Annotated in this window: 12 protein-coding genes; 7 read left to right on the top strand and 5 right to left on the bottom strand. The window is 52.2% G+C overall.

Features of this window, described 5'->3' with window-relative positions; genetic code table 11:
• Window positions 1-216 precede the first annotated feature (216 nt).
• From EPA93_RS32050 to EPA93_RS32040, 3 genes are all read left to right on the top strand, one after another.
• Complete coding sequence (locus EPA93_RS32050; protein ID WP_129891420.1) at window positions 217-3,357, top strand: winged helix-turn-helix domain-containing protein; 3,141 nt, start codon at window positions 217-219, stop codon at window positions 3,355-3,357.
• Between the two features lie 430 nt (window positions 3,358-3,787).
• Window positions 3,788-5,515 (top strand): ABC transporter ATP-binding protein, encoded by a 1,728-nt coding sequence (locus tag EPA93_RS32045; RefSeq protein WP_129891419.1) that lies wholly within the window; start codon window positions 3,788-3,790, stop codon window positions 5,513-5,515.
• Entirely contained in the window at window positions 5,512-7,398 is a 1,887-nt protein-coding gene (locus EPA93_RS32040) for an ABC transporter ATP-binding protein (protein WP_129891418.1), read from the top strand. The genes EPA93_RS32045 and EPA93_RS32040 overlap by 4 nt, the downstream gene beginning before the upstream one ends.
• 222 nt (window positions 7,399-7,620) lie before the next feature.
• Here the strand turns inward: EPA93_RS32040 and EPA93_RS32035 are convergent, their stop codons facing one another.
• From EPA93_RS32035 to EPA93_RS32025, 3 genes are all read right to left on the bottom strand, one after another.
• Window positions 7,621-7,815: a hypothetical protein gene (locus EPA93_RS32035; RefSeq protein WP_129891417.1), complete on the bottom strand. Its 195-nt coding sequence runs from the start codon at window positions 7,813-7,815 to the stop codon at window positions 7,621-7,623.
• Window positions 7,805-8,389 (bottom strand): RNA polymerase sigma factor, encoded by a 585-nt coding sequence (locus EPA93_RS32030; RefSeq protein ID WP_165423528.1) that lies wholly within the window; start codon window positions 8,387-8,389, stop codon window positions 7,805-7,807. Before EPA93_RS32030 ends, EPA93_RS32035 begins: the two co-directional genes overlap by 11 nt.
• 228 nt (window positions 8,390-8,617) lie before the next feature.
• Window positions 8,618-9,928 (bottom strand): sulfite exporter TauE/SafE family protein, encoded by a 1,311-nt coding sequence (locus EPA93_RS32025; protein WP_242527181.1) that lies wholly within the window; start codon window positions 9,926-9,928, stop codon window positions 8,618-8,620.
• Between the two features lie 467 nt (window positions 9,929-10,395).
• On the opposite strand from EPA93_RS32025, the gene EPA93_RS32020 reads away from it, so the two are divergent.
• From EPA93_RS32020 to tpiA, 4 genes are all read left to right on the top strand, one after another.
• A complete protein-coding gene (locus EPA93_RS32020) occupies window positions 10,396-11,832 on the top strand; it encodes a pyridoxal phosphate-dependent aminotransferase (RefSeq protein WP_129891415.1) in 1,437 nt (478 codons plus the stop codon).
• 322 nt (window positions 11,833-12,154) lie between these two features.
• Window positions 12,155-13,168, top strand: coding sequence for a type I glyceraldehyde-3-phosphate dehydrogenase (gene gap, locus EPA93_RS32015; RefSeq protein WP_129891414.1), 1,014 nt, complete (start codon window positions 12,155-12,157; stop codon window positions 13,166-13,168).
• 9 nt (window positions 13,169-13,177) lie between these two features.
• Window positions 13,178-14,374, top strand: coding sequence for a phosphoglycerate kinase (locus EPA93_RS32010; RefSeq protein WP_129891413.1), 1,197 nt, complete (start codon window positions 13,178-13,180; stop codon window positions 14,372-14,374).
• Window positions 14,375-14,453: 79 nt separating this feature from the next.
• Window positions 14,454-15,248: a triose-phosphate isomerase gene (gene tpiA, locus EPA93_RS32005; protein WP_129891412.1), complete on the top strand. Its 795-nt coding sequence runs from the start codon at window positions 14,454-14,456 to the stop codon at window positions 15,246-15,248.
• 79 nt (window positions 15,249-15,327) lie between these two features.
• Here tpiA and rpoD read toward each other — a convergent pair whose 3' ends face one another.
• Complete coding sequence (gene rpoD, locus EPA93_RS32000; protein WP_165423918.1) at window positions 15,328-16,500, bottom strand: RNA polymerase sigma factor RpoD; 1,173 nt, start codon at window positions 16,498-16,500, stop codon at window positions 15,328-15,330.
• A 244-nt stretch (window positions 16,501-16,744) separates the two neighbouring features.
• Window positions 16,745-18,844, bottom strand: coding sequence for a DNA primase (dnaG, locus tag EPA93_RS31995; RefSeq protein ID WP_129891410.1), 2,100 nt, complete (start codon window positions 18,842-18,844; stop codon window positions 16,745-16,747).
• Window positions 18,845-20,602 lie beyond the last annotated feature (1,758 nt).

Below are 20,602 nucleotides of genomic sequence, written 5' to 3'. Positions count from 1 at the left end.
ATGACAGCGCAATTCTATCTTTGCCCTCATAGCTTAAGATGAGCGTAGTGTACCATAAAGCGTATAGATTGGCGTCTCAACATAAATGAAACTCATGAAGCACAACATCCAGGCGCGAGTCTTTGGGTTGTTGGGGAATGCTTGTACATACATAACAAGAGCGATATAATCATATAGTATAGTGTTGGGGAATGTTTCTATTAGTGAGAAAGCTTTATGCCTAAAAGAGTTCCGCCTAGTCTGGTCTGGTCCGAAGAACACAGAGCCTATATCCTTCGCGAACCTGGCTATCAGAATCAGCATCTTGGGCCAGAAGAGGCTGATAGCTGGCTACAGTGGCTCGACAGCCATACCTCTGTTTCCTTTCAGGGGCAGCAAGGGCATCTGAACTTGCTGAGAGAAAAACGCGCGCGCGGAGGCGCTGGCTACTGGTACGCCTATCGTTATCAAGGGAAACGTGCCATGAAGAAATATGCGGGACGCACAGCAGATTTGCACATTTCACACCTGGAAGCGCTCGCGGCCCAGCTTTCTCAATTGATCAGCCAGGAGAAGAAACAGGCCGATAAGCAGCCGCGCGCCGAGCTTTCCCTACCAGTACCCTATACTGAGGCCGTGAGTGCTGTATCACGTGAACAAGGCGCAGAATCCCTCAAGAAATCCGAAAGCTCATCACTATTGCTTGTCTCCAAGCTGAGCCCTCCACGCCTGCCCTCAAGCCTGCTTATACGCGAACGTCTGCTTAGCCAGTTAGATGATGGGATCAAGCATAAATTGACCTTGTTAGCAGCGCCGGCCGGCTTTGGCAAGACAACACTCGTCGGACAATGGATTGCAGAACGCGGCAAACAAGAACGCCTGGCCCCTCTGGCCTGGGTCTCGCTCGATCCAGAAGATAACGATCCCGTACGCTTCTGGCGCTACGTCATTACTGCCTGCCAGAACTTTCGCAGCGAGCTAGGCCTTTCCGCCCTGTCCCTCCTCCAAACTACCTTGCAGCCACCATTTGAGGTATCTCCCCTTGAAGCAGCGCTTACCGATGTTTTGCAGCAAGCGAATCAACTTGGCTGTCGTGGCATCCTGGTCCTCGAAGATTATCATGTCATCACAGCGCCCCAGATCCACGAGTCTCTTACCTTCCTCATCGATCACTTGCCCGAACAGCTCCATGTAATCATTCTTACACGCAGCGAGCCCCCCTTGCCCCTGGCGCGCTGGCGCTCGCAGGGGGATTTCATGGAATTACATGTTATCGATCTGCGCTTTTCGCAGGGAGAGACGCACCGCTTCCTCCAGCAGCGCATTACTTCTAAACAGCTCTCCAGCGACGTTCTGGCCCATCTAGAAACGCTGCTAGAAGGCTGGGTGGCCGGCTTGCATCTGATCGCCCTGGCCCTACAAGGACGAATGGCAGGCCAGGAGATCGAGCAATATCTCGCGACATTTGACGGGAGCCATAGGCATATACTTACCTATTTTGTCACCGAAGTACTCAGCGCTCTGCCAGAGTCCCAGCAAATCTTTCTGCTCCAAACGAGCATCCTGCGCCGCTTGAATGGCTCGCTCTGTGATGCCGCAACGGATAGGCACAATAGCGCGCAACTGCTAGAAGCGTTGGCCCGCTCTGGCCTCTTCCTGGAGCCGCTCGATGAGCCGGGACAATGGTATCGCTATCATGCCATCTGGGCCTCAGCTATGCAGCATGAGGCGCGCCGGCGGCTGGGCGAACATCCGCTGCGGGAGCTTGCTAAGCGCGCCAGTCTCTGGTATGCCGAACAGGGCATGCTGGCCGAGGCCATCGAAGTCTCGCTGGCCGCCGGCGTGTTTGCTCAGGCGAGCATCTTTATCGAGCAACTTCTGGCTATCCACGATCTCTTCGAATATGCCGAACAACATACGCTACGTCGCTGGCTGGAGCAACTACCAGAGAACATCTTGAGCACGCATCCTCAGCTTTGTTTCGCCTATGCCATCGTGCTCTTATTTGGCACAACCCCGCATGCTTCCATTGTCAATAACCAATTTGAGCAACCTCTTCGCATGGCCGAACAGGCCTGGGAAGGCCAGAATGACAGGCTCCATCTGGGAGAGCTTCAAGCCTTTCGCGCCCTCGCCTCCTGGATACAAGGTGACTTCCAGCAAACCTTCGTTTCCGCCCGGCAGGCACTTGCCTACTTACCAGAACAGGATTCACACTGGCGCAGCATAAGCTTGCTCTACGCTGGCACAGAAAAGCTTTATGCCGGGTGTCCCAGACAGGCTATGCAGATATTACAGGAAGCATATCGCAGCAGCGAGAACATTAAAAACCGCTATGGCTTGCGCATCGCTTTACTCCTGCAAGGAACTGCCGCCTACAGGCAAGGACACTTGCAGCAAGCAGCCGGGTTCTATCAGCAAGCTCTAGGCGAGCTGGCAGAAGATCCCCACGGTAGGGGACAGGCCTTGCTTGGCTTAGCTCAGCTCTCTTATGAACGCAACGAGCTGGAAACTGCGCATCTTGAGGCTCAGGAGGCCTTAGACCTGGGCCAGCAGCAGAGCGATGATATACTTCAGATTCAGGCCTCGCTTATTCTGGTCCGCATTCTTCATGCTCGTGGACAATCGCTCCATGCCCAGCAGCGCCTCGCCACGCTCCTCCCGCGCGTGCAATCGCCGCGCTCGCGCCTCTTTGCGAGCCAGATCCAGGCCATGCAGGCTCAGCTCGGCCTCGCCATTGGCGATTTTATCTCAGTACAGCGTTGGGTAACAAATCGCGCCCGCTACAGCGAAGAGCTTCCACGCTTCCAGCTGGAACAAGATGAGCTGCTCATGGTCCGCTGGCACCTGGCCCGAGGCGAAACGGAAACTGCGCTCTCCATCCTACAAAGATGGCAAAGCGATGCAAAGGAGCAAGGACGCACGCATAGCCTCATCCAGATTCAAGTCCTCATGGCCCTTGCTCTCAACGCAAGCAGGCGCGATGAAGCCAGACAGCAGCTGCTTAGCACCCTCACCCTGGCCAGTACAGAGGGCTATATGCGCACCTTCCTGGATGAGGGTGATGCGCTCTCTACGCTCCTGCGCACCCTTGTACCCAGAGTGCGAAACCGCGCGCTGACCAGCTATCTCCAAACGATCTTGCATGCCGTCGTCCCTCAGACTGCCAGCCTTTCCCTCGTACAGGTGCAGCTCTCCCCACAAGAGTTGCGCGTGCTGCGCCTCCTGGCCGCCGGATGCTCCAATCCAGAGATCGCGCGAGAGTTGAATGTCTCGGTCACCACCATTCGCACACAGGTGCAAAGCATCTATCACAAGCTCAATGTGAACAACCGGGTAGCCGCCAGCGAAGCTGCCCATCACCTGCACTTGCTCTGAACTTAAGCTGCCTTGTTATCGACGCCAGCTTTAATAAGCTATAACAAGCGAAAAAAGGAAGCTGGCTCTGCTTAAACCAGCTCTTTTGAAACTACCCCTATGAGGGCCAGCGCATCGTATAATTGTACTAACTATGGGTAAATACCATAGTGCATCTCCACATTATGGCGTACTTTTGTTCTCTATAATCACCCGATTGTAGGATGTCAGATCACCCATGAGCATACTACACTATGCTCATGCCGCAAATACTTATGGTAAGCGCTCCTCTCTTGCTTGTCTGTCTAACGGCTGCGAGAGAGCGAAAGCGCACAATGGCATAGAGATATAAAGAGAAGTTATTACGCAGCGCGTTTTGTTCAGACACCTCTCTCCTACCAGAGAAAGATATTAGTTGAACCTACCGCCAAGGGAGTGGAGAAGAAGAAGTATGCTCAAGTTGTTTCGTTTTTTAAAACCTTATCGATTATCTATCGCGGCTGTCTTTATTCTTGTCTTCTTACAGTCCCTTTCTAGCGTTTATCTGCCAAGCTTAATGGCAGACATCGTAGATCAAGGGATTGTCAAAGGAGATACGGCCTATATAATCAGCGCCGGCGGTATTATGCTTCTGGTCGCTATCGGAGGGACAGTCTGTGCAGTTGGCGCAAGTCTGTATTCTTCCAAAGTAGCTGTAGGCTTCGGTCAGCTCATACGTGGAAAACTTTTTACTCATGTTGAAAAGTTCTCGCTTCACGAGTTTGATAAAGTTGGCACGGCTTCGCTCATTACCCGCACAACCAACGACACAAATCAGATTCAGCAGGTCTTGATTATCATTCTGCGCCTGATGGTCGCTGCTCCATTGATGTGTATCGGCGGCATCATCATGGCCTTCATCGAAGACGTGCAGCTATCCTGGATTCTGGTTGCTTCGATCCCGGTTCTCATCCTTGTGATCGCAGTAATCATGGGCAAAGCCATACCGCTCTTCAGGTTGGTCCAGGTCAAGCTAGACAAGCTCAACCTGGTTCTGGATGAGGGCCTCACGGGAGTGCGCGTGATCAGATCTTTCGACCGCACCAATTACGAAGTAGAGCGCTTCGACGCGGCAAATCTCGACCTTACCAATTTATCGATCAAGGTCAATCAGATTGTGGCGGGCCTCATGCCTTTTATGATGCTGATCTTGAATGTTGCCACTATTGCGATTCTCTGGTTTGGCAGCATTCGTATCAACGAAGGCGCTATGCAGATTGGTGCCCTCATGGCATTCCTACAGTATGCCATGCAGATTCTCTTCTCTCTTTTGATGGTCTCAATGATGTTTATCATGTTGCCACGCGCCTCAGCCTCGGCCGACAGAATCAATGAGGTTCTGGCCATTGAGCCGGAAATCAATGATACCGCCCAGGTACAAGAGGCTAACGATCAGCGAGGCTATGTAGAGTTTGAGGATGTCACTTTCAGCTATCCAGGCGCTGAAAGGCCAGCTCTTTCGCATATCTCGTTTACGGCCCGGCCCGGCGAGGTCACTGCAATTATTGGAGGCACGGGAGCCGGCAAATCAACCCTGATCAGCCTGATTCCGCGCTTCTACGATATAGATAGCGGCAAGGTCAAGGTTGATGACGTAGACGTTCGCGAGATAGCGCAAACCCATCTGCGCGAGAAAATGGGCTTTGTGCCCCAAAAAGCTGTCCTCTTCTCAGGCACAGTTGCCGAGAATATTCGCTATGGCAAAGAGGATGCTTCCGAGCTCGAAATGCGGCACGCGGCCGATACTGCGCAGGCTACAGAATTTATCACGAACATGGCCGATGGCTTTGATTCAGAGATTGCCCAGGGAGGCACAAATCTCTCAGGCGGACAGAAGCAGAGGCTTTCTATCGCGCGTGCCCTGGTCAGAAAGCCAGAAATATACATCTTTGACGATAGTTTCTCAGCGCTAGACTTTAAGACCGACGCCAAATTACGGGCTGCGCTCAAAAAGGAGATCCAGACTTCTACCGTCTTTATCGTGGCTCAACGCGTGAGCACGATTATGGATGCTGATCAGATCCTTGTGCTGGACGAGGGGCAGCTTGTGGGGATCGGCAAACATCGGGAGTTGATGGACAGTTGTAAGGTCTATCGCGAAATCGTCTTTTCACAGCTTGCAGCGGAGGAAATCGCATGAGTGACGCGCGCGCAAAAGATCAGCAGAATCGCGGCGGCTTTTTCGGCAGGGGGGGACCTGTCGGCGGCTTGATCATGCCAGTGCAAAAAGCCAAAGACTTTAAAGGCACGCTGAAACGGCTGGCCAGCTATCTGCTGCCCCAGAAGTACGCGCTGCTCGCAGTAATCATTACTGCGGTGATCAGTACCATCTTTACTATTGTTAGCCCAAAGATACTTGGTGATGCTACAACTATCATCTTCCAGGGTCTTATGCAGAAGATCAAGGGTGTTCCCGGAGCCGGGGTCGATTTCAGCGCGATTATGCACATCCTAATTATCCTGGGTATACTCTATGTGATCAGCGCGATTTTCAACTTCATTCAACAGTATATTATGGCCAGCGTGGCCCAGAAAACAACCTACGAGTTGCGCAAACAAGTGGATGAAAAGCTCACGCGCTTGCCATTGAAATTTTTCGATTCGCGCACACATGGCGAAATTATGAGCCGCGCCGTCAACGATATGGACAACATCAGCAGTACTTTGCAGCAGAGCTTAACCCAGCTGATTATGTCTATCGTCACCCTGGTTGGCGTTGTCGTCATGATGCTCTCGATCAACCTGCTTCTGACGATCGTTGTCTTGCTGACTCTGCCGTTGAGCCTGTTTGTCACTACGGTGATCGCTAAACGCTCACAGGGCTACTTTATGCAGCAACAGAGCTCACTTGGCGAGCTCAACGGCCATGTAGAAGAGATGTTTACAGGCCACAAGATCGTTAAAGCCTTCGGCCACGAGGGCAAAGCCGTGGCCAGGTTCGATGAGCTCAACGGTACGCTCTATGACGCAGGCTGGAAGGCCCAGTTTGTCTCTGGCATCATCATGCCGCTAATGATGTTTATTGGCAACATTGGTTATGTGCTGGTCAGTATCATTGGCTGTCTTCTGGTCACGCAAAGAGCGATTCAGATCGGCGATGTGCAGGCTTTTATTCAATATGCACGCCAATTCTCGCAGCCGATCACTCAGCTCGCCAATATCGCCAATATCATTCAGTCAACCGTCGCCTCGGCCGAGCGCGTCTTCGAGCTTCTCGACGAGGAAGAAGAGATTCCCGATCCGGCTACGGCCAAGATCATTGAGGCTCCGCAAGGCGATGTGCAGTTTGAGCATGTGAAGTTCGGTTATAAAGATGACGCTATTCTGATCGAGGACATGAATATTAATGTTAAGTCGGGTCAGATGATCGCCATTGTTGGCCCAACTGGCGCCGGCAAAACGACGCTGGTTAATCTATTGATGCGCTTCTATGAGCTCAATGGAGGCAAAATTCTCATCGACGGCGTAGAAACTACGCAGCTCAGGCGCGGCGACCTGCGCCGCATGTTCGGCATGGTTTTACAGGACACCTGGCTCTTTAGCGGCACGATTCGTGAGAATATCGCCTATGGACGAGCTGGAGCGACGGAAGAGGAGATCATTCAAGCCGCCACGGCTGCTCACGCGGATCACTTCATTAGAACGCTGCCCGCTGGCTACGATACGGTTTTGAATGAAGAGGCTTCGAATATATCACAAGGTCAGAAGCAGCTTTTGACCATCGCACGCGCAATCCTGGCCGATCCCGCGGTTATGATCCTTGATGAAGCAACCAGCAGCGTCGATACGCGAACCGAGGTTTTTATCCAGGAAGCCATGAATGAGCTGACGAAGGGTAGAACAAGCTTTGTGATTGCTCACCGGCTCTCTACGATCAGAAATGCCGATCTGATCCTGGTTATGAACCATGGTAGCATTATCGAGCAGGGTACGCATTCAGGACTGCTGGCCAAAGGCGGTTTCTATGCCGATCTTTATAACAGCCAGTTCACTTCAAGCGTCCTGCAGGAAAACGCGATGTAATCAAGCGCTGGGTGACCTCTCTGGTCGCCCATGCGCTTTTCCGTCCCGCGTAACGGATATCCGGGAAGCATAATAGAGTTGGGCAGGCTGGCCGCACGATAGCAAGGCAGAGAAGAAATCTGACCTTGCTATCATTTTATGTTTAACACGAGCGAATGTTTCACGTGAAACACCGCTCAGCGGGAAACTGACGCCAAAGAAATCTGTTCTATGAAGCGCTGCTCAACTTAAGGGTGTATCATCCAGGCTTCCTGATAGGCGATGGGAAGCTGGCAAAAGCTCCCAGGCCTGCTTCAGTTCCAGCGCCGGCTCGGGCTCACCATAGGCCATTGCCAGATCATGAATGAGCTGCAGCAGGCGCGCGTCAGCCTGCATATCAAGTTCTGTACATATCTCCTCAGCGGGCCTAGACTGCATAATAACGCTCCTTGATTGCTAACAGTAGAGATCCTAACTGCTTTTTAACAGCTTCGGGACGCCTCTCCAGCACCTGGGCAATCTCCAGTACATTTAACTCGGCGGCAAAGTAGAGAGCTAACAGATCTCGCTCGGGCTGACTCAATCTAGATATAAGCAGACCCAGCCTCGCAATGGCCTCCTGGGGAAGCGTAGCAAACTGCCTCCCATACCTCACTTCCGGATGGAGCAAGACGGGCAAAGCATCGCTGACGCCTCGCACTCCGCCTCTTCGCGCTCCTGGCTCTTCAACAACCCGGCGCGCCACACTCACCAGCCAGGCCACAAATGAGCCGCGTAAGGGTTGGTACTGGGGAAGCGCCTCTAAAGCGCGCAGAAAAACAACGTGGGTCAGCCTCACCGCTTCCTCTTCACAGGCAACGCGCACGCGTAAGTAGCGATATACACGCCCGAGATAGCGTTTAAAAAGTTCTTTGAAAGCCGCCGCGTGGACGCGCTCATCATGCAGCGCCGACACCTCATTCTCAGTACGCACTCCTGGCCCTGCGGCATGTCGTCGTACATTACCAGTCAAAGTAAACCTCCTCATCTACTAACACATCATCCCTGGTGCCATTTGCCTATCTACTGCTAGAGTAAGCCCGGCACAAATTATACTTCTATCTGGCATACATAATAGCGCAGCACCTCTCATACAAGGTTTTAGATCAGCTAATCTTAGGCTTTTCGCTCCCAATCCTGTCAAAAAAATTGGCAGAAGGAACAGCAAAAATTCGACTCCCGTCTACCAGGCTCGCGGCGCTCAGAGTCCCAGGCCCAGACCATGCAGGACCATCTCCAGGGCGGCAAGCGCGATCACGGGGAGGAAGACAAGGCGCAAGGCTTTGTTACTCATATGCATGAGCAAACGGGCTCCCAGCAAAGCGCCAAGCAGAATACCCAGGGCAACCGGACCGGCCAGCAAGGGCGGAATATCGCCGCGCGAGAAGTAAATGCCAGCGCTGGCCGCGGCGGTGACTCCAATCATAAAGTTGCTGGTAGTGCTGGAAACCTTCATAGGTAGATGCATCAAGGTATCGAGGGCCAGGACTTTGAACTCGCCGCTGCCAATGCCCAGCAGCCCGGAGATTACGCCGGCTACATACATCATTGCCAGCCCGATAGGTGTACGTGTCACGTGATAACTGATTGTACGACCTGAGCGGCGATCGGGATATGATCCCGCGAGATCGAGCCAGCTGGCCAGACGATCATTCTGCACATCTTTGGGAATCTCTTCGCCAAGCTTAAAAAGAATCGGGAGCGAAGAGAGCAGCAGGATAACCCCAAAGACAATCGAGAGCGTTGCCGGCGCAAGCAGCCCGGCCAGGAAGGCTCCGCTGACCGCACCCGTGGTTGTGGCCAGTTCAAGAAACATGCCAAGCTTTACATTGGTCACTTGATCGCGCACATAGGCCACAGCCGCCCCACTTGAGGTAGCGATAACCGAAATGATGCTAGCTCCTATGGCAAAATGAATCGGCAGGCCAAAGACAAGCGTGAGCAGAGGCACAATCAGCACGCCGCCGCCTAAGCCAACCAGCGCTCCCAGCAGGCCGGCACAGATAGAGCCGGCAAAGATCAGAGCCAGCACCAGGAACGAAAAGTGAAGATGGTGAATATCGCTGACATAGCCAGCCCTCTGCCCCTGGCTTACCAGCAACAGGCTCAGCAGAAGAATAAGCAGGACAAGCGAGGTGATCACTACAAATTTGCGATTGCGCTCCCTGGCAAAACCTAGCAGGGAAACGCCGACGCGTAAAACTGGCGTAGTGACAAGCAGTAACAGGCCAAGAGTGATTACGGCTTGAGGTCCAAAATAGCTGCTTATCTCGGCCCAGACCTGATTGAGGGTCTGTGGAAAAGTCACCAGGCGCTCAGCAGAGAAGCCGCCAGGTCGAAAAGGTTGCAGGCATAGCCCCAGCAGGATAAGTAGCGCGCTGCTTAGAACACCTATCTGGAGCACTGTCACGATCCCTTTGAGCATAAAATCGTCGGGCCCTCTGGGCGCCAAACGTCTCTTCTGCACTATCTCGTGAGTCGAGGAAACACTTTGCGAAAAATTTTGCTTCAATGCGCATCACCTCCTGCCGAAAAAATCTGCAAAGCATGTAAATGCTTCGTCCCCCTGAACCATTCAACAGAATGTCCATGGCCATGAAATCTATCCCTCCCAGCTCACAAGAGAGCAAGCTATCGACAAAGATAGGCCTGGCAATCTGGGGAATAGCTCAATGAGTGGGCATCGCTGACGTTCGCCAAATATTAACTCAATGTTAATTGAATATTAAGAGAATGTTAAATATCACTTTAACAGATCTCTCAACACAACGCAAGCCCAGCCATCAGCCTCCTCCATCTCCCTGAAATGGATCGATAGTTGTGTATAATGGCTAGTAGAGAAGCAGTGAATCACGCTTCTGAGTACCTTGTCGCCGCTCAATTTCTTATGTTACACTGACTACAGGTCAGTCAATGTAGACTGGCAGCTCTTTGGAAGGAGATGCGCCACGAGGCGCGCATGCGAAGGGAGCGCAATTAGTGATTACTCACGATTCTTCTGTGAACTCGCCCACCACGTCGTTACAGGAACAACAAACCTTATTGCGGCAGTTACGCAGTGAATTACTTCGCCACTATCGACCACTACTGCTATCTGGTCCTGGTCCGATTCGCGTCATGGCGCGCATTGTAGCTGAGCTGGAGCAAGAATGCCGCAAGCGCAATATAGCCCCGGAAGTACAGCGCACCGAAATCGTCAATCGTACCATTGGAGATGTCAATCTACGGCTGGTCACTGAGTGCGAAGGTGAGCCGGGAGGCCCGAGCGATTATCGCCTGCTGGCCGACGAACTGGGCATAGCCCTGCCAGGCGAACAGCTGCATGACTATACAGCCACGGGCGAGGCTTATCTCTGGCTGCGCAACCAGATGATGGAATGTGAGCGCCTATTGCTGTCCAATCATTTCGATCCACGTATTTATGACATTTACGGCGTTGGGAATCCAGTCTTGCGCTCCTGGCTGGTACAGGAAATGCAAAAATGGAGTATTCAGGTCTCCGTGAACCAGCTCTATCTCAGCCTGGGTGCCATGGACGGTATTGATAAAGTTCTGCGCGGCATGGCCTTCCATCTGCGCCAACAGAGCGACGAAAGTATTGGCATCCTTTTCCCACAGCCTGGCTTTAACGTTCCCGAATGGCAGGCCAGATCTTACGGTTATCACCTGCATGGCTATCCAACCTCACCGGAACAGCGCTTCAAATTGACGCCGCACCAGTTGGAACAGATCCTGCAAAGCTGGCCCGATATCCGCCTGATTTATCTAACAGTTACTAACAACCCCACTACTTTTGCCTATACAGCCGATGAGCTCAACGCGCTCCATGCAGTGCTGCGCCGCTATTGGGAGCAGGGTCGCACCCTCTATATTCTAGCCGACCTCGCCTACATCGGGACCGGCAAGCCCGAAGAGGACCTGGCGCGTATGGCAACCTTCACCGCTCCCGACGTGTTGCAGCACACCATCTTTGTGAGCAGCTTCTCTAAAAACTTCACCCTGACCGGTGAGCGCTTTGGCTGGGTTACCTTCGGCGATCCCGCCATCGCCACTGCCATCGTCGCCAGCTGGACCAATAGCATGGCCTCTCTGCCCGGCGAGTGGCAGATTCGCTATATGGCCTATTATCGCCTCTTGCAAGAGCGTCCCTGGCTTAATGAGAAGCTCCGCGCCTTCTACCGCTACAGGCGTAAGCGCCTGATCGCGCAACTTGAGCGCATCAAAGCGGAACAAGGGCTCTTTGCCGAGGTCTACATCGATGATGATGCAACTGTTTACAATTGGAGCAGGTTACAGAGCGAGGAGGACGCCTTCTCACTCTTTGAGAAGACCGGGATTGCTGGCGTGCCCGGCTCCGGCTTCAGCTATACAGATGAATATATCCGCTTCTCCATAGGCGTTATCCCTATTGAATAAGACTTCCCTGAATCTCTCGGTACACGATGCAACCTGGTGGCGGGGACGACGCGAACCCGTCACTAGCGTCAATGCGCTTTGTTTTCCCTTACCCACTTGTGCTGTTTTCCATCAAGTGATACTCTGTAAATGGAGCCATGGAAGTTATTCTTGACCCACTTTCATACCCATTTCACAGGCAGGTGGAGAGGTCAGAGAAGACTGCTGTAGCAGAGCGGCTCACCCGCCGCAAAAATGCCTTCCGGCATTGTGGCGTGCGGACATCCTGGTCTCGTGGAAAATTCGCGCAACAGCTTATATAACATAACAAGGAGAACAAGGAATGACAATCCGCGTAGGTATCAATGGTTTTGGACGCATTGGGCGTCAGTCTCTCAAGGCAATGCTTGAACGCCATCCTGAAGACATTGAGGTGGTTGCAGTAAACGATCTCACCGATACAAAAACCAACGCTCACCTCTTGAAATATGACTCCACCTACGGTCGCTTCCCCGGCGAGGTCGAAGCCACTCCCGATTCCCTTATCGTCAATGGCCGCACAATCAAGGTCATCTCCCAGCGCGACCCGGCCCAGATTCCCTGGGGCGATCTTGGGGTACAGCTGGTTATCGAGTCCACGGGACTCTTCACTGACGCGGAAAAAGCCTCGGCCCATCTGCGCGGCGGCGCCAAAAAAGTTATTATTTCTGCGCCAGCTAAAGGTGAAGATCTTACCATCGTTCTGGGTGTCAACGATTCTATGTATGATCCGGCCAAACACCACATTGTTTCGAACGCCTCCTGTACCACCAACTGCCTGGCGCCAACAGCCAAGGTGCTCAACGATACCTTTGGCATCGAGCATGGCCTCATGAATACCATCCACTCGTACACCAACGATCAGCGCATCCTTGACCAGGTTCACAAGGATCTGCGCCGCGCACGTACTGCGGGTGCTAACATCATTCCCACCACCACGGGCGCCGCGCGGGCCCTGGCTCTGGTCATTCCCGAGCTCAAGGGACGCTTCGATGGTATGTCCCTGCGTGTACCTACAGTCACAGTCTCTATAGTTGACTTCGTGGCTACCACACGCAAAGAAGTCAGCAAAGAGGCAGTCAACCAGGCCTTTAAAGAGGCTGCCGCCGGCCCGCTCAAGGGTATTCTTGAATACACAGAAGAGCCGCTGGTCTCCAGCGATTTCCGTGGCGACTCCCATTCTTCCATCGTAGATGGGCTCTCGACAATGGTTCTGGGCGGCAACATGGTCAAGGTGCTGGCCTGGTACGATAACGAGTGGGGCTACTCTTCCCGCGTTGCCGATCTTGCCGATTTCATAGGCAAAAAAGGGCTTTAGGATCGCGCAATGAACAAACAAACGATACGTGATATCGATGTTGCGGGCAAACGTGTGCTGCTAAGGGTCGATTTCAACGTACCGCTGGACGCCGAGCAACATATTACCGACGATACGCGCATCACTGCCGCCTTGCCCACCATCGAGTACCTGCTCTCTAAGGGAGCAGCGGTAGTGTTGATGTCGCATCTGGGCCGTCCCGATGGTAAAGCCGTGGAAAAGCTGCGTATGGCTCCTGTAGCTCGGCGCCTTAGCGAACTGTTGCACAGACCCGTGCAGACAGCTACCGACAGCGTGGGTCCCGAAGTCGAGGCCCAGGCCAGAGCCCTGCAGCCTGGCCAGGTTCTCTTGCTTGAGAATCTACGCTTCCACAAAGAGGAAGAGAAGAATAACCAGGACTTCGCTCGTCAGCTCGCGGCTCTTGGCGATCTTTACGTCAATGATGCCTTCGGCACCGCGCACCGCGCGCATGCCTCTACAGAGGGCGCGACCCACTATTTGCCAGGCGTGGCAGGCTTCTTGATGGAAAAGGAGATCAACTTTCTGGGCTCGGCCCTGGAGAATCCTCAGCGGCCCTTTGCAGCCATCGTGGGCGGGGCCAAGGTCTCCGACAAAATCGCCGTTCTGGAACGCCTGATCAGCATCGCCGATATTATCCTGATCGGCGGCGGTATGGCCAATACCTTCCTCAAAGCTGAAGGAAAAGAGATCGGCGACTCGCTCTATGAAGAGAGCAAGGTAGGTGAGGCCGGCGAGCTGCTCAAGAAAGCGCAACAGCGCGGCATCACCCTCCAACTTCCAGGGGATGTCGTTATTGCCGACCGCTTCGCTGCCGATGCCGATCACAAGGTAGTAGCGAGCGACAAGGTTCCGGCAGGCTGGCGCATTCTCGATATCGGGCCAGCTACTGTTAAAAGCTTTCGTGCGGCCCTGGAGCCGGCCAGAACTATCGTCTGGAACGGCACCCTGGGCGTAGCCGAGATGCCAGCTTTCGCCAAAGGCACAAAGGCTGTCATCGAGATCCTTGCCGAACGCACAAAGGCTGGGGCCACCACGATTATCGGAGGCGGCGACTCCGCGGCCGCTGTTGAGCAGGCTCAGGCAGGTGACCAGATGACGCATGTCTCTACTGGTGGCGGTGCCTCTCTTGAGTTTCTGGAAGGCCGCACGCTTCCAGGTGTAGCGGCACTGCAGGACAAAAAGTAATAGCTTAGCGCAATTCTAGCCAGGTTGACAAATAGCAGTATGTTGTCTTTGCCTGCCTGGCTAGCGAGAGAGGAGTTTTATGACAGCAGCTCGTACAGCCATTATCGCCGGCAACTGGAAAATGAACTATGGTCCCCAGAAGGCCTCAAGCTTCTCCATGGAGATCATACCCAGGCTGGGACCACTGCTACGTTCCTATCAGGAGATTATGTGTATCCTCTGTCCTCCCGCTATCTCCCTATGCTCGGTGCGCGAAGTACTAGACGCGTTCCCCACGCCACGCCTTGAGCTGGGAGCGCAGAATATGTATTTTGAAGAGCAAGGCGCCTTCACTGGCGAGCTCTCGCCTTCCATGGTTAGCGAGATGTGCAGCACAGTCATTCTTGGCCACTCGGAGCGCCGCACCTACTTTGGTGAGAGCGATGAGCTCGTCAACAAGAAGGCTCTGGCCGCCCTCAAGCATGGCTTGCGCCCCATCGTCTGCATTGGAGAAACGCTTGAGCAACACGAGGCAGGAAAAACCCAGGAAGTGATTCGTCGCCAGGTACAGCACAGCCTTGCCAATTTCGCGCCACAACAGGCAAGAGAGGTCGTTATTGCTTATGAACCTATTTGGGCGATTGGCACGGGCAAGGCGGCCACAGGGGCAAATGCGGGCCAGGTAACGCATCTTATTCGCCAGTTGTATCGCGAGATGTATGGCCAGGAAGCGGCCGAGGCCTTACGTATTCTCTACGGGGGTAGCGTCACCTCTGATAATACCAGCGAATTCATGGCCCAGGAGGATATAGACGGGGCTCTTGTGGGAGGTGCCAGCCTTAAACCTGACTTTGTGGAGATCGTGCATAAGACGATTGAAACCATGCAAAGCTAAATGCCTGCGCAACACGCCCTGATAAAATAGTAGGGGCGGCCACTGGCCGCCCAAACTCTACAAATGTGCTAATACTATCTCAGTCCAGGTAATCCTTCAGCTTGCGGCTGCGGCTTGGATGGCGCAACTTGCGCAGAGCCTTGGCCTCGATCTGACGAATGCGTTCACGCGTCACATGGAACTCCTTACCCACCTCTTCCAACGTACGGCTGCGGCCATCGTCAAGCCCGAAGCGCAACTGCAAAACCTTGCGCTCGCGCTCGGTAAGGCTATCGAGCACATCCTCAACTTGCTCTTTGAGCAGCTGATGGCTTGCGGCATCAGCAGGGGCCAGAGCAGTGTGATCCTCGATAAAATCGCCAAGATGGCTATCGTCTTCCTCACCGATCGGCGTCTCCAGGCTCACCGGCTCCTGACTTACCTTGATGATCTCGCGCACCTTTTCCGCGCTGATCTCCATCTGCTCGGCAATTTCCTCGGACGTTGGTTCGCGCCCAAGATCCTGCAGCAAACGGCGGCTAATACGAATCAAACGGTTAATCGTCTCAACCATGTGAACCGGGATACGGATAGTACGAGCCTGATCCGCAATCGCGCGCGTAATGGCCTGACGAATCCACCAGGTAGCATAGGTACTGAACTTAAAGCCCTTGTTATAATCGAACTTCTCAACAGCCCTGATCAGACCAATATTGCCCTCCTGAATCAGATCCAGCAAGTTCATACCGCGACCGATATACTTCTTCGCCACACTCACAACAAGGCGCAGGTTGGCTTCCGTCAAACGACGCTGGGCCTCTTCACCCTCCTCGATATAGCGGCGCATAGGCGGAACTTTAAGGCGCTCAGCCCGTAGGCGCTCTTGCTTGCCACGCTCCATGAGTTGAGCTAGCCGCACTTCTTCCTCTGCAGTAAGCAGAGGGACACGTCCGATCTCGCGCAGGTACATGCGCACAGGATCGTCAAGACTGCTCTCCAGATCAGCCACGACGATCCCAAAACCGTCCTGCAGGTCTTCCCATTTGGGATCGGCAAGAATATCCGCATCAACATCAACCACATCTTCCGGGCCGGGCTCCCAATCTGCAGGCGGCTCTTTGGTTGGATCTAGGGCGTCCATAGGCTCTTCGTCCTGTAATTTAAACAGGTCAAGCTCATTCTCATCGAGAGTAACCACCAGGCTCCCCTCCGTAGTAGCGTGAGCATGCCCTACAGTATCAAGTTCAAAAACATTTTCCGTATCATTCAACATGGACTCATCAAAAGGTTCAATTGTGAATACATCACGTAAAGGTTCCGTGCTAACATGCCCATTATGTACTAAATCAATTACTTCTTGGTCCCGATTCACCATTCTGGCATCCCCCTTCAGAAAACAGGATCGAATGAATTAACGAATAATGAAAAGGAAAATATCCTGTCTCCTGATCCTATTTGATAGAAATGACACCGCGTTTAGCGACATCTTTATAGGTTGGATCGTAAGCCGCATCGAATTAGCCGTGCAAACGCATTGCTGTATTTATCGTGCGCAATTGTCTCTCGATTTGCGAGACTTGTAATAAGAACTGCCGCACCGCAACGCTATCCCCAGCCTCGGCAGCTTCATGTATCAGATATTTTAGCTCTGTATTCAATTGTAACAACCGTGTTCGTTTGAGCCGGGTAGCACACTGAATAGCTTCTTTTACCGGTTCTCCATCTCTCGGATACCTCGACTCAACGCACTTTTGTGCCCTGGCTACTGTAGCCAGCAACGCCGAAGGCACATGCTGTTCAAAGGGTTGATGTGAGGGGGAAGAAGCACGTTGTTGATACACAGAGTTGAGAATACGGTACAACTCTCGCGTGTCTGTCCCGGCGAAGTCACCATCGTTTATTATACCACAAACATTCTGACTTAGCCCTGGATTTTGCAAGAGTAGCCCAATTAGGTAGTCCTCCCATTGTAGCCTATTGTCCCGGTTTCTGTCAAGTCTAATGCTCGGGCCCTGACCAGACCCTTCCAGCGCGCTCTGTGCCTCTTTCTCCCCGTCTTTGCTCCCTGCGGACACCTCACTTTTGACGCTCTGAGCCGCAGCATTCCAGCCGCCCAAAGGTCCTGACTTGCCTGCCGCTTGCTGCCCCATGGGAGCACTGAAGGCGGCCGTGACGCCATTGGCCTTTTGCCCCTTCAATACTTTTTGTAGCTCTTCGTAGAGGCTACGCTCGTCAATGCTGATCATTCCTGCCAGCTTCCGGATATAGGCATCACGCTTGATGCGATCGCTAATCATGCCTATGACTGGCAGGAGGCGCCTGGCTGCCTCGGTCTTGCCGGCTGGCTCACGCAGGTTGAGCTCGGCGGTCTTTACCACGAAGTAGTAATCAACCAGGGGTAACGGATGCGTTACCGCGTAGAGCCAGGCCGAAAAGTCACGCTTGATCACTTCGTCCGGGTCCTCGCCGGCCGGCAATTGCAACACGTTTATCTCGGCATCTACCTGCTCTTCTAAACGGATTATCCCACGTACTTGTTGCTTGTGCTTCCCTTGCCCGCTCCTCTGTCTTTCTGTTCTTTCTGCTGCCAGAGGAACCGGTACGACGGTGCGATCAAACGTTTTTAACGCTTCTTGAATACCAAGCTCGGTGGCTGCGCTCCCGGCCGCATCCGGGTCCAGAGCCAGGGTCACCTGCCTGGTCATCTTTTTCAGTTGTTGAATGTGCTTCTCAGTGATGGCGCTGCCAATACAGGCCACGGTTTGCTTCGTTCCATACTGGTGAGCTATAACTGCATCAACATACCCCTCTACAATAACTACCTGCCCCGCATCTTTTATTGCGTCTTTCGCCATATCGATGGCATAGAGTACACTATTTTTTTCAAACAGTAGGGTTTGCGGCGAATTCAAGTATTTCGGCTTCCCATCTCCCAAGGCTCGCCCACCAAATCCGATTACTCGACCGCGAATATCTCTAATCGGAAAGATAAGACGGTTTCTAAAATAATCATACACCCCACCCTCTCTTCCCTCGCTCTCCTGGCTATTACGCTCCCTGGCCAGCCCTCCGCTTACGAGCTCCTGCTGGCTATAGCCTTGCCCTTGTAGATAGTGCGTCAGAGCATCCCAATGATCAGGAGCATAGCCCAGACCAAAGCCAATGACGGTATCCGCCGAGATGCCACGACTCTGTACGTAGGCGCGCGCCTCTGTAGCTTCCTTTGCGCGCAAGAGCATCTGGTGGAACCAGAGCAGCGCATCTTCGTTGAGCTTGCGCAAACGTTCTTTGGCCGCGCTTATCTCGCGCGCTTCCTCGGGGCTGGGTCCTCCGTGCTCCTCAACCTCCACTCCGGCTTTCTCGGCCAGGTAGAGCAGGGCCTCGCGAAACTCTAGCCCCTGCTGCTTCTGCACGAAGGAAAAGACATCTCCGCCTTCGTTGCAGCCGAAGCAATGCCAGGTCTGCGACTCCGCAAACACGTAAAACGAGGGCGTTCGCTCGTTGTGAAATGGACATAGACCCTTGAGGGACTTTCCTGATTTCTGCAGAGCAACAACGAGGCCGATTTCCTCTACTATGTCTATTTTTGCTTTAACGATGTCTATGATCGATGCCATATGAACCGAGGAAATGCCTCCTTACTGCATAAAGGCTGGAGCAACCAGCAGGATCATCCTACTTAACTCTCAATATAGCCAGGCAAACCAACGGGATCGCTTCTCATCTCTGCCCTTCACATAAGCCAGTGCGATAGCTACAGCCATCCCAGATCTAACCTGGCACGCTATAAGCCAAAGCTTCATGTAGAGCCGGTTCCCGCTATAAGTAGCTCGGCCTGTTCTATACCCTTATAACGAGCGATGTTATAGAAAGTCGCACACCGTGTCGTGAATCTGCAAACTTCCGGTCAAATATATACCTATTTGTACTATTTGCCGAGCGCAAATAATGGAGGAGGTGGTGCTATCTCTCACTGGAACGGAGCTTATTTAAGCATGCCATGCTTTAAGCTAGCCGCCAGCGTCTCTCTACCTTTGAGCAGAAAGATGACTTCCGTTGCTCTGTCTGACCAGATCTGCACTCTTCCCTACATAAGACACTATTGACTATACGCATATGATAGCTTGCCGGTAACATTGCATCGTTTTTATTCTGCTTGCTAGTCGTTTGCGAAAAGTTATCCACATTATCCACATACACTACTATTATTATATATATCTTTATTAAAAGAGATATAAAAAATAGCAGTAGTAGGGGCTGTGGATAAGTGGATAACTCGGCATTTACCCTCTTTATAAAACGCACCCCACCTCTCTTAAATCCGCTCTATAAGCCATACGAGGCACATGTGGATAACTTATCCACATAGGAATAAAGCTGTGGATAACCTGTGGATAAGTGACGCTTGCCTGGTGGATAACGTCAGGAAAAAGGGAAGTAGTTATTGTCAATGTGGATAAGTTATCCACAGCTCCGGTGGATAACTTAGGCGGCTTATCCACCGGCCGGTAATAAATGTGGATAAGTTATCCACAAAAAATGTGGATAAGTCGTGTTGCTGCGGATTTTTACGCACTGGGCTGAAATTTTTTCCACTTCAAGGGAAAGTTATCCACAAGTTATCCACATGTATACGTATACTACTACGTATAGAGATTGCCTTATTACCGCCTGCCTGGTGGATATGTGGATAAGCTGTGGATAACTTATCCACATTTTGTGGATAAGTTTTTTTCCTTACATTGCAATTTATGAATAGATTATTGCCAGCTATATAGCATGCTATAGGATGTGGATAAGCTGTGGATAACTTATCCACATTTTGTGGATAACTCACAACTATTGATATGATAACGCTCATATCAATATAGCTGGGCAATATTGCTCATTTATACGTTTTTAATACGCCTTGTGGATAAGTGGATAACTTGTCCCCAAAGCTGAGGAAAGTTATCCACAATGTACAAATCTTCATTTGCGAAATGACTAGAAATACAGAAATCTGCGTAAAAATCCGCATTTGTGGAAAAAATGTGGATAACTTATCCACATCGACATAACCCATGATATTATAGCACTCATATCAAAGCGCATAGCAATATAGCTAATTTATAACCAGTTATACTCTGGCTATATTTAACTTGTGTAATGTGGATAGAATGTGGATAACTTATCCACAAAATGTGGATAACCCACGATTCTTGATATGATGGCACTCATATCACAGTTATATAGCAATATAGCTGGCACCAGGATTGTGGATAATGTGGATAGAATGTGGATAACTTATCCACAATTGTGGATAACTTTTCGATTCTCTATGGTCATAGTGACCAAAGATAATATGAATAGAAATACAGGATTGTGGATAATGT

It is taken from the genome of Ktedonosporobacter rubrisoli, assembly GCF_004208415.1.
Taxonomy (GTDB): domain Bacteria; phylum Chloroflexota; class Ktedonobacteria; order Ktedonobacterales; family Ktedonobacteraceae; genus Ktedonosporobacter; species Ktedonosporobacter rubrisoli.
The sequence above is the reverse complement of the archived record's forward strand: the minus strand, read 5'-3'. Positions and strand labels throughout refer to the sequence as shown.

Excerpts from the sequence above, each read along its gene's own strand:
- EPA93_RS32050 (WP_129891420.1), top strand. The coding sequence starts at position 217 with ATGCCTAAAAGAGTTCCGCCTAGTCTGGTCTGGTCCGAAGAACACAGA.
- EPA93_RS32045 (WP_129891419.1), top strand. The coding sequence starts at position 3,788 with ATGCTCAAGTTGTTTCGTTTTTTAAAACCTTATCGATTATCTATCGCG.
- EPA93_RS32040 (WP_129891418.1), top strand. The coding sequence starts at position 5,512 with ATGAGTGACGCGCGCGCAAAAGATCAGCAGAATCGCGGCGGCTTTTTC.
- EPA93_RS32035 (WP_129891417.1), bottom strand. The coding sequence starts at position 7,815 with ATGCAGTCTAGGCCCGCTGAGGAGATATGTACAGAACTTGATATGCAG.
- gap (WP_129891414.1), top strand. The coding sequence starts at position 12,155 with ATGACAATCCGCGTAGGTATCAATGGTTTTGGACGCATTGGGCGTCAG.
- EPA93_RS32010 (WP_129891413.1), top strand. The coding sequence starts at position 13,178 with ATGAACAAACAAACGATACGTGATATCGATGTTGCGGGCAAACGTGTG.
- tpiA (WP_129891412.1), top strand. The coding sequence starts at position 14,454 with ATGACAGCAGCTCGTACAGCCATTATCGCCGGCAACTGGAAAATGAAC.
- rpoD (WP_165423918.1), bottom strand. The coding sequence starts at position 16,500 with ATGTTGAATGATACGGAAAATGTTTTTGAACTTGATACTGTAGGGCAT.
- dnaG (WP_129891410.1), bottom strand. The coding sequence starts at position 18,844 with ATGGCATCGATCATAGACATCGTTAAAGCAAAAATAGACATAGTAGAG.